Annotated in this window: 11 protein-coding genes; 1 reads left to right on the top strand and 10 read right to left on the bottom strand. The window is 63.7% G+C overall.

Annotated elements, in window-relative coordinates; all coding sequences use genetic code 11:
• Positions 1–31 precede the first annotated feature (31 nt).
• The 10 genes from FJ941_RS07080 to FJ941_RS07035 all read right to left on the bottom strand — a co-directional run bounded on the left by FJ941_RS07080 (position 32) and on the right by FJ941_RS07035 (position 11,870).
• A complete protein-coding gene (locus FJ941_RS07080) occupies positions 32–2,086 on the bottom strand; it encodes a bifunctional UDP-sugar hydrolase/5'-nucleotidase (RefSeq protein WP_140504228.1) in 2,055 nt (684 codons plus the stop codon).
• Positions 2,087–2,275: 189 nt separating this feature from the next.
• Positions 2,276–2,656 (bottom strand): hypothetical protein, encoded by a 381-nt coding sequence (locus FJ941_RS07075; RefSeq protein ID WP_027146250.1) that lies wholly within the window; start codon positions 2,654–2,656, stop codon positions 2,276–2,278.
• Positions 2,657–2,843: 187 nt separating this feature from the next.
• The gene (locus FJ941_RS07070; protein WP_140504226.1) at positions 2,844–4,289 is read right to left on the bottom strand and encodes a homospermidine synthase; all 1,446 of its coding nucleotides are present in this window, start codon (positions 4,287–4,289) and stop codon (positions 2,844–2,846) included.
• A gap of 210 nt (positions 4,290–4,499) precedes the next feature.
• Entirely contained in the window at positions 4,500–5,735 is a 1,236-nt protein-coding gene (locus tag FJ941_RS07065; protein WP_140504224.1) for a hypothetical protein, read from the bottom strand.
• Positions 5,736–6,665: a DUF3445 domain-containing protein gene (locus FJ941_RS07060; RefSeq protein ID WP_140504222.1), complete on the bottom strand. Its 930-nt coding sequence runs from the start codon at positions 6,663–6,665 to the stop codon at positions 5,736–5,738. It abuts the gene before it with no gap.
• Positions 6,662–6,949 (bottom strand): YciI family protein, encoded by a 288-nt coding sequence (locus tag FJ941_RS07055; RefSeq protein WP_140504220.1) that lies wholly within the window; start codon positions 6,947–6,949, stop codon positions 6,662–6,664. The genes FJ941_RS07060 and FJ941_RS07055 overlap by 4 nt, the downstream gene beginning before the upstream one ends.
• Positions 6,950–6,968: 19 nt before the next feature.
• Positions 6,969–7,631, bottom strand: coding sequence for an aminotransferase class IV family protein (locus FJ941_RS07050; protein ID WP_140504218.1), 663 nt, complete (start codon positions 7,629–7,631; stop codon positions 6,969–6,971).
• Positions 7,580–8,722, bottom strand: a complete 1,143-nt coding sequence (locus FJ941_RS07045) for an aminodeoxychorismate synthase component I (RefSeq protein ID WP_140504216.1) — start codon at positions 8,720–8,722, stop codon at positions 7,580–7,582. Before FJ941_RS07045 ends, FJ941_RS07050 begins: the two co-directional genes overlap by 52 nt.
• Before the next feature lie 168 nt (positions 8,723–8,890).
• Positions 8,891–9,670 (bottom strand): proton-conducting membrane transporter, encoded by a 780-nt coding sequence (locus tag FJ941_RS07040; protein WP_140504214.1) that lies wholly within the window; start codon positions 9,668–9,670, stop codon positions 8,891–8,893.
• Positions 9,671–10,028: 358 nt separating this feature from the next.
• Positions 10,029–11,870 carry a M3 family oligoendopeptidase gene (locus FJ941_RS07035; RefSeq protein ID WP_181166650.1) on the bottom strand — a complete coding sequence of 614 codons (1,842 nt, stop codon included), beginning with the start codon at positions 11,868–11,870 and terminating at the stop codon, positions 10,029–10,031.
• Positions 11,871–12,042: 172 nt separating this feature from the next.
• Between FJ941_RS07035 and FJ941_RS07030 the strand changes: the two genes are divergently transcribed.
• Positions 12,043–13,578 carry a sigma-54 dependent transcriptional regulator gene (locus FJ941_RS07030; protein ID WP_140504213.1) on the top strand — a complete coding sequence of 512 codons (1,536 nt, stop codon included), beginning with the start codon at positions 12,043–12,045 and terminating at the stop codon, positions 13,576–13,578.
• Positions 13,579–13,724 lie beyond the last annotated feature (146 nt).

Genomic DNA, 13,724 nt, shown 5'->3' with positions numbered 1-13,724 from the left:
GGCGGGTGTTCTCGCCGGAAGCGAAATGAGGTTACTTCGCGGGGATGGTCAGTGTCGCGCCCGGCACAAGCCGATGCGGCCTTTGACCCTTGTTCGCCTCATAGATGAGTTTCCACCTGGTCGCATCGCCATAGGCTTTCTTTGCCAGATCCCAGTAGGTATCGCCGGCCACGATGACATGGTTGCCGGTGGCTGGCGCGGCTTCAGCGGGCGTTGTCGGTTCTGCTGGCGCCGCCGAAGCGGGAGCGGCAGGCGCGGGGGCGGTCTCGGCAGGTGCCGGCGGCGGGGATGCCTTTTCCGTCGATATGGCTGGCGGCGTATTGGCGATATCGCCTGAGTTGGCAGGCAGTTCAGGCATCGCCGGTGCGGCCGGTTTGGCGGCTTCGGCCGGTGCCGGCGCTGCCGGTGCGGTCTCCGCGGGCTTTGCTGGTTCGGCAGGCTTGGCCGGCTCGGCGGCGGGAGCTGCCGCTGTCGTCGCGGCGATCTCGGTGATACGGCCGTCGAGCTTTGGCGTATAGGGCCGGTGGGCGCCGAGATAGTCGGCGACGACCTGTTCGAGGCCAGGGCCGTAATCATAGGCATTCCTGGCCTTTTCGGCGAAGACCTTGTAACCGTCGCCGCCCTGGCGGACATAGTTGTTGGTGGCGACCAGATAATCCTTGGCGGGATTGATCGGCGTCCAGGCGCCGTTTTCCATCACCTCCACCGACTTCACGCGGCCGGCATTGGGCGCGACCGACCTGTCGAAGGAATATTTGAGCCCCGCGACCTGCGGGAAGCGGCCGGCGCCGTCCTCGATCTGGCTGAGACCGGCTTCGAGCCCGGCGACCAGATCCTTGCCGGAAATCTGGAAGGTCGCCAGCGTGTTCTGGAACGGCAGCACGGTCAGCACCTCACCCATGGTGACGGTCCCCTTGTCGATCGAGGCGCGCAGGCCGCCACCGTTGGAGATAACGATCTCGACGCCCTGTCCCTTGACGCGGTCGAGTATGGCGTCGGAGACGAGATTGCCCATCTCGCACTCCTTGGCGCGGCAGCTTTCGCGGCTGCCGTCGATCACGTCGGTGGTCTCGGCCACTTCCTTGTTCTTCAGCGCCTCGATCGGCGCGCCGAGTTCCTTGATGCGGGCGAGCACCGCGGGATCGGGCGTGATCGACTTGTCGAGATAGATCGGGTCGCCGCTCGCCGATTTAACGACGCCATTGTCGTCGAACACCACCTTGAACTCGCCGAGATATTTCGAATAGGACGCCGCCTGCACCACCGGAACCTTGTAGCCGCCAGGGTTGTCGACCATGGTCGGGTAGGGGCCAGCCGCCTTCGGATCGGTGTTGGACAGGAGCGTGTGGCTGTGGCCGCCGACCACGACGTCGATGCCGGGGATCTTGGCAATGATGTCGCGTTCCCTGTTGTAGCCTATATGGGTGACGGCGATGATCTTGTTGACGCCTTCTCCCTTGAGTTTCTCGACTTCGGCCGTGATCGACTTGACGTCGTCCTCGATCGTGATGTTGGGGCCGGGGGAGGCGAGTTCGGGCGTGTCGTTGGTGACGGCGCCAATGATGCCGATCTTCTGGCCGCCGACCTCGATCACGATCGACGGCTTGACGCGGTCGCCGAGCTTGGACTGCGCGTTTGCCTTGACGTTGGCGCCGAGCACCGGGAATTTGATCATGTCGAGGAAGGGCGCAAGGGCGGCTTCGCCGTCGTCGAATTCATGATTGCCGAGCGCCATGGCGTCGAACTTCATGTCGTTAAGGAACTCGCCTTCGACCTTGCCCTTGTAGGTCGTGTAGAACAGCGAGCCTTGGAAATTGTCGCCGGCGCTGAGCAGCAACACGTTCTGGCCTTCCAGCTTCTTGCGTTCCTGGGCGATGGCGGTGATCAGCCGGCCGGCGCCGCCGATGCACTCGCCCTTGGTCTCCTCCTCGGCAGAGCAGGTCGACTCATATTTGTTGTTGCCTTCGATGCGGCTGTGCCAGTCATTGATGTGCAGGATGTTCAGTGTGTAGTCGGCAAAGGATGCCCCGGCCGACAGGCCAAGCGTCGACGCGGAAAGGGCGGCAATGGCGGCAAGCTTCTTCATCTTCGTCTCCCGGTAGGCTGATCGGACGCGTCTACGCCCTTGCTTGACTGGGATATTACAGCCAGCGTTTCGATCATGTTCCCATCGCGTTCCGGCTGACGCAAGCGGAAATGCGGCGGTATTTCCAGACGCAAAAAAGGACGGCGACCAAGCGGCCGCCGTCCTTTGTGACTGGAATGTTCGCCGGGTTCAGGTGCGCCGCGTCAGCACGAAATTCTGGCCGGCGGAGCTGGTGCAGTTGAGCTGGCTGGTAGACACCATCAGACAATTGAAGCTCACCGGGGTTTGGCGGATCAGCGAGGTGCCGTTGATCTGCACCGACGTGGCGCCGGTCATCGTGTAGCTGCCGTCGGCAAGCTTCTGTCCCGTGTCGGTGGCGACGGTCGTGAAGGTGCCGCCGCCGGTGAAGGTCGACAGGCCGGTACCCTTGGCATCGATCCAGGAACCTTCGACGCCTTTCGGCGTGGCAGCCATCGGCGGCTGGTCGGGACCGCTGGTGGCACAGGCAGCAAGCATCGAGGCAAGGGCACCCGCCATGCCCATCGAAAGAACTTTGCGCGCAATCGTCATATGAAATCCTCTCCAAACGCGTCGGTCCAAAAATCGGGCCGATTTCTGGGAAGCACGACGCGAACGTCCAAAGTGCTGGGGTATGCTTTAAGCGTCCAACGGACGCACATCGCCACCCCAGGCCGCATCCCTTCAATCGCCCGATTTCCGGGCGATTGCAAGGCAATGGCACATGGTCCGGGTGATGCTATCGGACGAGGATGTTGCGGAATTGCCACGGGTCGCTGCGGTCGAGGTCTTCCGGGAAAAGGCCCGGGCGTCTGTCGAGCGGCGTCCAGTCGGTATAGTAGCCCTTGACTGGTCCGAGATAGGGCGACTGCACGTCCAGGCAGCGCTTGTAGTCCATCTCGTCGGCCTCGACGATGCCGGCGGCCGGATTTTCCAGCGCCCAGACCATGCCGGCCAGAACCGCCGAGGTGACCTGCATGCCGGTGGCGTTCTGATAGGGGGCCAGCTTGCGCGCCTCGGCAAGCGACAGCTGGGAACCGTACCAGTAGGCATTCTTGTCGTGGCCGTAGAGCAGGACGCCGAGTTCGTCGACACCGTCGACCAGTTCGTTCTCGTCGAGCACGTGGTGCACCGGCTGCGGCTTGCCGGCGGCACCGAACATCTCGTCCAGCGACAGCATGGCATCGTTGCAGGGATGATAGGCGTAGTGGCATGTCGGGCGGTATTGAACCTTGCCCTTCTTGGAGTGCACGGTGAAGAAATCGGCGATCGAGATCGCCTCGTTGTGCGTCACCAGCAGGCCATATTGCGGTCCCGGCGTCGGGCACCAGGAGCGCACGCGGGTGTTGGCGCCAGGCTGCTCCAGATAGATCGCGGCCTTGGAGCCGTGCTTGTGCTTCTTGCCGTTCTTGGGCATCCAGGTCTCATGCGTGCCCCAGCCGAGCTCTGCCGGCTGCAATCCCTCGGAGATGAAGCCCTCGACCGACCAAGTGTTCCAGAACACATCCATCGGCTTGGGCTTCTTGGTGCGCTGGGTGTCGCGTTCGGCGATGTGGATGCCCTTGACCCCGGCCTTCTTCATCAGTTTCCCCCAGCCCTCGCGGTCTTCCTGCGCCGGCTCGGAGAACTCCATGCCAAGATCGGTGGCCAGATTAACCAGCGCCTGCTTGACGAACCAGGACACCATGCCGGGATTGGCACCGCAGGTGGAGACGGCGGTGGCGCCGCCGGGCTTGTCGTGCTTTTCCTTGAGCAGCGCCTCGCGCAACGCATAGTTGGTGCGGCTGGCATTGTCGGCCTTGGCGTCGAAATAGAAGCCAAGCCAGGGCTCGACGACGGTGTCGATGTAAAGCACGCCGAGCTTGCGGCAGAGTCGCATCAGGTCCACCGAGCCGGTGTCGACCGACAGGTTGACGCAAAAGCCCTGGCCACCGCCATTGGTCAGCAGCGGCGTCAAAAGCTTCTTGTAATTCTTCTCGGTCACCGCTTCCTGGACGAAGGTGATGCCGCGCTCGTCGAGCAGCTTGCGATCGGTATCGCGCGGATCGACGACCGTCATGCGCGACTTGTCGAACTTGAAATGGCGTTCGATGAGCGGCAACGTTCCGTGTCCGATCGAACCAAAGCCGATCATCACCACCGGGCCGGTGATCTCACCGTAAACGGGCCAGTTTTCATTCGCCATTTTATCGAGCACTCCTTCAAAACTCAGGAAACCGGGAAACACGCGCGAAACCGGGCATTTTTTGGCCGGCGGCCATGCGCTACATCACAGATCATTGTCACAAACCAGCAAAAAGCGCCAACCACAGCCCGGGCACCATTGGCCACTTGGTTAAGAACGCCAACCTGCCGCGGCCGACTGGGCCACTGCGCTCTCGATGCGCTTTCCTTGCTATAATTGGCCAAGCAATCGTGCAAATTCCGGCTTCAACAGGGCGCTGGCATCGGCGGCGGGCAATTCCAGAAAGTCGCCTCCGCAGACCTGGATGGCATGAGGAAGACTTTGCAGTCCAAAGACCAGGCGTTGCGTGTCGCCGTCGCGTTTGACGCTTGCGGCGAGATATTCGCCAATCAGTTCATCGGTGCCGCATTCAGCCTCGAAACCGGCATCTGTCGGCTCCGTTCGCTTCTTGCGCCGTTTGTCGACGAAGGCGATCAGCGAGGGGCCGGGCTTGCCGTTGACGGTGTCGGTAAACATGTCCTGGAGACCGAGCAGAGCGCCGCGGCGGATATCCATCGTATAGGCGGCCGAAAAGTTGTTCGGATACGCGCCACCGCAAAAGAGGCTGCCGGATTCCCGCCAGCTCATCAGTTGCGGGGTCAGCGAAGTGACCTCGGACGTGCTGTCCTCATAGCCGCCGAGCGTGCCATCATCCGTGGTGGCGACAGGGCTGCCCTCGTAAAAGCCTGCGTAACGAAGGGCGGCACAGTTCAATGCGTCGAGGCTGGCGTGCCAGTGCCGGTTTTGCAGCAAGGCATTCGCCGCTTCGGCCGACGTCTCACCTGACAGTTCGACGATGCGCGGCATGGCAAATTTGGTGCGGGGATCGACGACGTAGCTGTAGGAGGCATCCGGCCAGCCGGCCTTGTTGCCGACCTTGGGCGCAAAATCCAGCCGCAGATAATCGTAGGGCGACGCTTCCATGGTGATCGGCGCGTCGTCGCCGAAGAATTTAGTTTCGGTGAAATCATGGAGGTCGAACGGGCGCGAAGCCGGCGTCTGCGTCTGTTCGCGGGCCGAGATCCGGGTCAGTTTCACGGGCCGCGTCTTTTTGCCGTTCCAGGTGCCTTCCAGCGTCTTGCCCTTGTCAGCCGAGGCAAGGCGCCAGATGGCTGCGACGGGTGCTGCCTGACCATTGCCGCATTGCTCGGCGCCGCACACTTCCTCCTGCGCCAGTTCGAACCGGCGCCCTTTGCGCGGCCTAGCCTGCAGTGGGATGTCGACACCTTGCGAGCGGTAGAAATAGCGTCCGGCGAGCGGCCCGTCCGACGCCGACGGATCGCTGGTGAATTCGACGACAATGTCGGCTGATCCGATTTTGCCGGCATAAGTCACAGGCTCGGCTTGAGCTGCCGCGACAACGAAGACAAGCGCGCCGACAAGCGGTGGCAGATTGCGAACAGACATTTACCCCCGGGCTATGGCTTTCAGATAATCCGCCAGTCTGTCACGGTCGGCGGTCAGGCCCTTGTAGTCAAGCTGCGTCTGGTCCAGCGCAATGAGCTGGTCGGCGAAGGAGACCGCCAGCGTTGCCCGTTCCGGGTGCCGCGCCAGCACGGCGAGCGGGTCGAGATGGATGCGGATGGTGAATAGGACATCGCGCGAAGCCGGCAGTTTGCGCAGCGTCTGACGCTCGACGCGGATGAAGGCGTGCGCCTTGACGTCACCGTCGCGGAAACGCGTCGGCCGGCTGGCCGCGCGGTCGATGCGCTCGACATTGGACAACGGATGGTAGAGCGCGTCGCCTGACTGGATCGACCAATTGTAACGCTCGACGGCCTGACCCTGCAGGCCATCGAACATCCGGTTGATGAGATCGGCCGGCCTTGTGCCCGGGCCGAAGCCCGGCACCGGCTCGTGGATCCGCTGCAGCGGCCTGCCGAATTTTTCGGTGAGCGCCCAGGACGAAGGAAAGCACAGCGAACCCGCGGCCAGACGCCAGCCGTCTTCGCCCCGCCGCATGAGGATCAGGTCTTCCTGGACCAGCAGCGAGGCCGCGACCAAGGGAGCGCCGATGAGGCTGGAAGGGATGGCGGGATGGCTCGTCGTGCCCACGACCGCAACGCCCGCATCGCTGCGCCGGTGGGTGTCGGGAAATCTTTCCGGCAGGTAGGCGGCGAGCAAGTCGAGCACCTCTTGCTGGGCAGCGCGCGTGCCGTCCTCCTCGACGAAGACGCGCGCGGGGATTTCGTCATAGAGCCGGCGCTTTTCGGCGAGATAGGGCAGCAGGTGACCGTCGACCTCGATCCAGTTCGCGGGGTCGAGCGGCTTCAGCCCGATGGTGAAGAGTTTCGACGAGCCATCATAGGGCGTGTGGGTAGGTTGCCGGAAACTCATGCCTCTTTGAACGAGCCCAAACCGGCGGCGGTCATCCGCGCTGTGAATTCGGTGATGTCGTAGTCGGCGGCGCCCTCCTGGGCGAAAGGATCGGCTGCCAACCTGGCATCGAGCACTTCGCGGGAGCAGCGTGCGATGATGACGCCGCCGGTTCTTGGCCGCTTAGGCCCGGACGCAACGAAGATGCCTTCGGCGTAACAGGCTTCCAGCCACTCGATATGGCCTGGCGCCAAGCGGTCGATCTCGGTGAGCGGCACCTTGTAGTTCAGCGACACGACGAACATTGCATTCTCCGGGCTTGGGTCACGCCAGCCTGGCGGGGATCAGCCCGCGCAGTGAATTGCCGACGAACAGCGCCTTGGCGGATTTCAGGTCATCCAAGCTGTAGATCGCTTCAGTGGCGCGGCCTTCATCCAGAAGCACCGCGCGCAATACGCCAGGCAGCAGGCCGCAATCGAGCCGGGGCGTCGCCAGGATGCCATCGCCGAAATCGGCGAAGACATTGGTGATCGTGCCTTCGCAGATTTCGCCGCGCTCGTTGGCCAGCAACACCTCATCGGCCTGGGTGATGAGATATTCGGAGCGGGCATGGGTGTAGAGCTGCCGCCGGCTGGTTTTGTGGCGCAGCAGCATGTTGCTCGAAGCGAGCCTCGTCCGTGCCAGCCGCAGCGCCCATACCTTGTCGGCGGCAAGCGGTTCATAGGGCTGCGCCGAGGCGTTGGCCTCGCCATCGCGCGACAGAGCGAGCCGCGTGCGCATGGCGCTGGGTGATCGATCGACCGCGCCACTCAGGGCTTCGCCGACCTTTTGCGGATCATAGCTGAAGCCCAGTTCCGCCGCCGATCCATAAAGACGTGCAAGATGGCGATCGAGGCGCAGGAAACCCGAGGCGGGTTCCCAGCGCATGGTCTCGATCAGCTCGAAATCGGCGGCGTCCCCGTCGCGAATCGGGCTTTGAGCAGACATTCCTGGTACTCCTCTTCCGCGATCGAATCGAAGACGATGCCGCCGCCGACGTTGTAGACGGCCTCGCCGCTGGCAAAGAGCGAGATGGTACGGATCGCCACGGAAAAGCGCATCGTGCCGCCGGGTGCGATCCAACCGATGGCACCGCAATAGACGTCGCGGGGCGTGCCTTCGAGATCGTGCAGGATCTCCATGGCGCGGATCTTCGGCGCGCCGGTGATCGAGCCGCAGGGAAACAGCGCCGCGAAGATCTGGCGTATCGAGAGGCCGGGCAGCAGCTGGGCCCTGACGTCGCTCACCATCTGGTGCACGGTCGGGTAGGTCTCGATGCGGAACAGTTCCGGCACCTCCAGCGTGCCGACCTCGCTGATCAGCGATATGTCGTTGCGCAGGAGATCGACGATCATCCGGTTCTCGGCCTGGTTCTTCTCGTCGTTGCGCAGGAAATTCTTCTGCCGCTCGTCCTCGTCCCTTGTCGCGCCGCGCGGTGCGGTACCCTTCATCGGGTGCGTTTCGATCCTCCCCGTCGCATCGATCTCGAAGAACAGTTCGGGCGAGCGCGACAGAACGATGGGATCGCCGAGCGCGACCAGCGCGCCATATTTCACCGGCTGGCGTTCGGTCAGCGCGTCGAAGGCGGCGAGCGGATCGCCGGACCATTGCGCTTGCACCGGAAAGGTGAGGTTGCCCTGGTAGCAATCGCCTTGCCTGATGTGCCGGTGCAGCCGCGAGAACCGCTTCTCGTAGTCCTCGAACGACCACGTCGCCCTTGCATCGAAGATCGGGCCGTTGGTCGGCGTGCTTGGCGGCGGCACCGCCTCTTCATCGGGAGCGTCGAACACCCCGAGGCAGACCAGCGGGGCCCGGCGCCGGCCGGGCAGCAGGGGAACGAGTTTCGGCTCGAGCAGGTAACCAGCCTCGTAGGAGAAATAACCGGCCAGCCATTTGCCGGCGTCGTTCGCGGCCTGCGCTGCTTGCAACGCGGCCGGGAAATCCTTGGCCTCATGCGCGACGATGACATTGGCCGGCCGCTCGAAAACGAGCTGGCGCGCGCTTTCGTCGTTGCGGAAAATTGCGGCGGGCAGGGACATGGGAACCGGGATCGATGTAGCCGACGATCGCTCTATATGGGGGGCCGGGCGCACGCAATCGAGGGAACGGCACCCTGTCCCTCAAAGCCGACCTTTGCCGCATCGAACCTTGCGATCAAAAAGAAAGCGGCGGCGCCCTTGGCGCCGCCGCCACATGGTCCCCATCGTTCAGGTGTTGCTGGCGGTTCCGGCCGTTGGAAACTGCCTGGCGAATTCGGCCTCGTTGCCGGCGGCGAGCAGCTTGGCCTGCTCGATCCAGCGTTCGCGCGCGATGCGGCCGTCGAAGTTCATGACGTCCTCGATCCGCTTGATGTCGGCTGATGTCCAGGCGGCGATCTGGGCGAAGCTGGTAACGCCTTGCGCCTTGAGCAGCTTTTCGTTGACCGGGCCGATGCCGATCAGCCGGCGCAGATTGTCGGGCTTGCCCGACGCCGGCTTGGCTGCTGCTGTTGCGGCCTTCTTTGCGGCGGGCGCTGCCTTGGGCGCGGCCGAGGTCTTCGCCGGAGTTTTGGTCGCTGGAGCCTTGGTCGGCGAAGCCTTGGCCGCCGGTGCCGAAGCGGTTGCGGATTTGGCCGCCGCGGGCTTCGGCGCCGTCTTTGCCGGGGCGGCCTTCGCGGCGGCTGGCTTGGCTGTCGCCGGAGCGGATTTGCCAACGGCAGGCGTCGACATCAGGGCTGCCGGTGGCTGACTTGACGCCTTTGCTCCGCCGGCGCCCGACGAGGCCTGCGCATCGCGCAGCTGACGCTCGAGATCGGAGCGGGTCTTGCCGCATGCATTGAGTTCGCCGGTCAGGCGGTCGCTGTCGGCGCGCAGCTTGTCGCGCTCGCTGCGGGTGCGATCGACGTCGCCGCGCAAACTGTCGAGTTCACCGCGCAGACGCCCCCAGATGAACCAGCCGACCAACACGCCTACCAGGAACGCCAGGACCACGTAGAAAAAAGTGCCCATTGTCTCTCTCCAGTCAGATCCGTCTGCCGTGGGTCAAGACCTTCGGCGCAGGACTACTCGATGATGGTTCCGCGGTTCGCGGAACAGCCGGCTTCGGTTCGAGCTGTCGGCGATCGGCTTTGCCTGCCCATGGCCAACGGCCGTCGTCGCGTTCGCCTGGGCGCACGGCCGGCCGGGACTTTCCCTCGCCGATCCGCATGCGCTCCGGCTGAGCTTAAAGGGAAAGCTACCATAGAGCTTGCGGAAAGCTATGGGAAAACGTTCGCGGAGAGTTCTTCAAGAACAAATATTTAGGCCAAGAATAGCGCGGCTCAAACATGCATTCCGGCTAAACTGTTCTTGCCGGGCGAGAGGCGACTCAATCGTCCAGCGTTTCCAGTTCGTCGATCAGGCCGCCGATCACGGCGAGCCCGATCTGCCAGAAGGCGGGGTCGGTGGCGTCGAGACCGAAAGGCGCCAGAAGCTGAGAATGGTGCTTGGTGCCGCCGGCACGCAGCATCTCGAAATATTTGTCCTGAAAGCCGCGCTCGGCATTCTGGTAGACCGCATAGAGCGAATTCACCAGACAGTCGCCGAACGCATAGGCATAGACGTAGAAGGGCGAGTGGATGAAATGAGGGATGTAGGTCCAGAACACCTCGTAACCCTCGCGCAACTTGATCGCCGGTCCCAGGCTCTCGGCTTGCACCTCCAGCCAGAACTGGCCGAGCCTGTCGGATGTCAATTCACCGTTGCGACGCTCGGCATGCACCTTGCGCTCGAATTCATAGAAGGCGATCTGGCGTACCACCGTGTTGATCATGTCCTCGACCTTCTGGGCGAGCATGGCTTTGCGCTCGCGCCGGTCGGTGGTCCGCTCGAGCAGCGAGCGGAAGGTCAGCATCTCACCGAAGACGGACGCCGTCTCCGCCAGAGTCAGCGGCGTCGAGGCCATCAGCGCGCCCTGGCCGGCGGCCAGCACCTGATGCACGCCGTGCCCGAGTTCATGCGCCAGCGTCATCACATCGCGCGGCTTGCCCATGTAGTTGAGCAGCACATAGGGGTGAGCCGATGGCACGGTCGGGTGGGCAAAGGCGCCGGGAGACTTGCCCGGACGCACCGGCGCGTCGATCCAGTTGCGGTCGAAGAAGGTGCGCGCGATCTCGGCCATCTCGGGCGAGAAGCGGTGATAGGCCGACAGCACGGTGTTCCTGGCCTCGTCCCAGCCGATCACCGCCTGCGGCGTCTCCGGCAAGGGCGCGTTGCGGTCCCAGTGGTTCATCACCTCCATGCCGAGCCAGCGCGCCTTCATGGCGTAGTAGCGGTGCGACAGGCGCGGATAGGCCTCGCGCACCGCGATGGCGAGCGCATCGACCACGCCGCGCTCGACGCGGTTGGCGAGGTGGCGTGAATCGGCGATGTCCTCGAAACCGCGCCAGCGGTCCGAAATTTCCTTGTCCTTGGCCAGCGTGTTGGTGATCAGCGTGAAGGTGCGCAAATTCTTGCGGAAGGTCGTGGCCAATGCCTCCGAGGCGCGCCGGCGAACATCGCCATCGGCGTCCTGCAGCCGGTTGAGGGCTGGCTCCAGCGTCAATTCCTCGCCGTCGACATCGAAGCGAAGATCGGTCATCGTCTCGTCGAACAGGCGGTTCCAGGCGCCGCGCCCGGTGATCGATTTTTCGTGGAAAAGCTGCTCGACGCGGTCCTCGAGCTGATAAGGCTTGTCCATGCGCAGATCGAGCACCCACGGGCGGTAATGCCCGAAGGCGGGGTCGCTGGCCAGCGCGCTTTCGATCGCCGCATCGTCGATAAGGTTCAGCTCGAGCGCGAAGAACAGAAGATGCGCGCTGGCGTCGGTCATCTTCTCCTGGATGTCGCCATAGAGCTTGGCGCGCTGCGGATCGGCGGTGTTGCCGGCATAGACGAGGCCGGCATAGGAGACGATGCGGCCGATCAGTTCCTCGAGTGCCTCGTAGGCAGCAAGCGCCTCGCCCAGCCTGCCGGCGCTGCCGCGCCCGGCCTCGGCGGCTAGCGTGCCTTTCCAGCGGGCCTCGAATACGATGGCGTCGGCGGCCGCTTTGGCAATGTCGCGCTTCAGTTCCGGCGCCTCCATGCCGGCATAAAGATCGGCGAGGTTCCACTCCGGCAGATCGCCAAGCCCGGCCGCCGCACCCTGACCGGACGCTGGCGCCGCAATCCGCCGATCAAACATCATGCGCATCGACATACCTTCTTTGAATCAAGTGACCGGAATTACCGAGCCGGACTCAACGCGAATGGAGAAGCCGGTCAAATCCTAAGGAATTCGTTCACCGGGTTTTTTGAAACCTTATTTAGAACCCTGTGCCAAGATGATCCATGGGGAATTCGGGCCCGGGCAAACCAAGACAGTCATGACAGGTTCCATACTCATAGTCGATGACGATCCCGTGCAGCGGCGGCTGCTCGAGGCGGCGGTGACTCGGTTCGGCCATACCGCAATCATCGCCGATGGCGGTGCTGCCGGCCTCGAAGTCCTCGACGGGCCTGGCGCCCGCGACGTCTCGGTCGTGATCCTCGACCTTGTCATGCCCGGTCTCGACGGCATCGGCGTGCTGAAGGCGATGCGCGAGCGCGACATCAGCGTGCCCGTCATCGTGCAGACCGCACAGGGCGGCATCGAAACCGTGGTTTCGGCGATGCGCCACGGCGCTTTCGATTTCGTCGTCAAGCCCGCTTCGCCCGACAGGCTGCAGGCCTCGATCTCCAATGCGCTCAAGGTCGAGGCGGTCGAGGGCGAGGTCAAGCGCACATCGCGCAAACGCGGCGGGCTGCTGACCTTCAGGGACATGATCACCCACAGTCCGGCCATGGACAGGGTGATACGCCTCGGCCAGAAAGCGGCGGCCTCCAACATCCCGATCCTAATCGAGGGCGAATCCGGCGTCGGCAAGGAGCTGGTGGCGCGTGCCATCCAGGGTAGCGGCGACCGCCGCTCGAAACCGTTCGTCACCGTCAATTGCGGCGCCATCCCCGACAATCTGGTGGAATCCATCCTGTTCGGACACGAGAAAGGCTCGTTCACCGGCGCCACCGACAAGCACACCGGCAAATTCGTCGAGGCGCATTCCGGCACGCTGTTCCTCGACGAGATCGGGGACCTGCCGCTCGAGGTCCAGGTCAAGCTGCTGCGCGCGGTCCAGGAGGGCGAGGTCGATCCGGTCGGCGGCCGCTCGACCGTCAAGGTCGACATCCGGCTGATTTCGGCGACGCACCGCAACCTCTTGCAGCAGGTCAAGGACGGCAAGTTCCGCGAGGATCTGTTCTACCGGCTCAACGTCTACCCGATCTTCGTGCCGCCGCTGCGTGACCGCCGCGACGACATTCCCCATCTGGTCACGCATTTTATGGAAAAGGTGGCGCCCGCGGACCCGCGCCATCGGCTGAAAGGCATTTCGGCGGCGGCACTTGCGGTGCTGCAGGCCTATGACTGGCCTGGCAACATCCGGCAGCTCGAAAACGCCGTCTTCCGCGCATTGGTGCTGTGCGAAGGCGATGTGTTGACGGCCGATGATTTCCCGCAGATCCGCGCGCAGGTGGAAGGCACTGTCAATCTTGAGGTGGACGACACGTTCGAAACCAGCGGCGCTGCGCCGCCGCTGGCGCCGCACGACGAGGACGTCGTGCCCGACGAGACCGCTCCGGCAACTGTGCAGCCGGCCGGGGCGCAGCCCCGCTTCGGCACGCTGCGGGCGCTCGACGAGCGCGGCAATGTGCGTGCGCTGGCCGATGTCGAACTCGAAATGATCAAGCTCGCCATCGATCACTACAACGGCCAGATGAGTGAGGTCGCCCGCCGGCTCGGCATCGGCCGCTCGACGCTTTACCGCAAGCTCAAGGAATACGGTATCGACCCGGAAACCGGCCGCGTCGACAGGCTTGCATCCTGAACCGCAAGGCCGGGACCAGCTTCCCTCGTCATTATGTGGGCTGACAGAGTGCCTTCCCGGACTATCGCGGGTCGGAGGCGGCACTCGATGTGGGTATTGTTCACGCATTGAGGCCAGTGGTAACAGATCGTGTTCGGCCAAAGCCG

This window comes from Mesorhizobium sp. B2-3-13 (assembly GCF_006442195.1).
GTDB classification, from domain to species: domain Bacteria; phylum Pseudomonadota; class Alphaproteobacteria; order Rhizobiales; family Rhizobiaceae; genus Mesorhizobium; species Mesorhizobium salmacidum.
The sequence above is the reverse complement of the archived record's forward strand: the minus strand, read 5'-3'. Positions and strand labels throughout refer to the sequence as shown.

Coding starts and splice junctions, on each gene's coding strand:
- FJ941_RS07070 (WP_140504226.1), bottom strand. CDS start 4,289: ATGGCGAATGAAAACTGGCCCGTTTACGGTGAGATCACCGGCCCGGTG.
- FJ941_RS07030 (WP_140504213.1), top strand. CDS start 12,043: ATGACAGGTTCCATACTCATAGTCGATGACGATCCCGTGCAGCGGCGG.
- FJ941_RS07065 (WP_140504224.1), bottom strand. CDS start 5,735: ATGTCTGTTCGCAATCTGCCACCGCTTGTCGGCGCGCTTGTCTTCGTT.
- FJ941_RS07035 (WP_181166650.1), bottom strand. CDS start 11,870: ATGCGCATGATGTTTGATCGGCGGATTGCGGCGCCAGCGTCCGGTCAG.
- FJ941_RS07055 (WP_140504220.1), bottom strand. CDS start 6,949: ATGTTCGTCGTGTCGCTGAACTACAAGGTGCCGCTCACCGAGATCGAC.
- FJ941_RS07040 (WP_140504214.1), bottom strand. CDS start 9,670: ATGGGCACTTTTTTCTACGTGGTCCTGGCGTTCCTGGTAGGCGTGTTG.
- FJ941_RS07060 (WP_140504222.1), bottom strand. CDS start 6,665: ATGAGTTTCCGGCAACCTACCCACACGCCCTATGATGGCTCGTCGAAA.
- FJ941_RS07080 (WP_140504228.1), bottom strand. CDS start 2,086: ATGAAGAAGCTTGCCGCCATTGCCGCCCTTTCCGCGTCGACGCTTGGC.
- FJ941_RS07075 (WP_027146250.1), bottom strand. CDS start 2,656: ATGACGATTGCGCGCAAAGTTCTTTCGATGGGCATGGCGGGTGCCCTT.
- FJ941_RS07050 (WP_140504218.1), bottom strand. CDS start 7,631: ATGTCTGCTCAAAGCCCGATTCGCGACGGGGACGCCGCCGATTTCGAG.
- FJ941_RS07045 (WP_140504216.1), bottom strand. CDS start 8,722: ATGTCCCTGCCCGCCGCAATTTTCCGCAACGACGAAAGCGCGCGCCAG.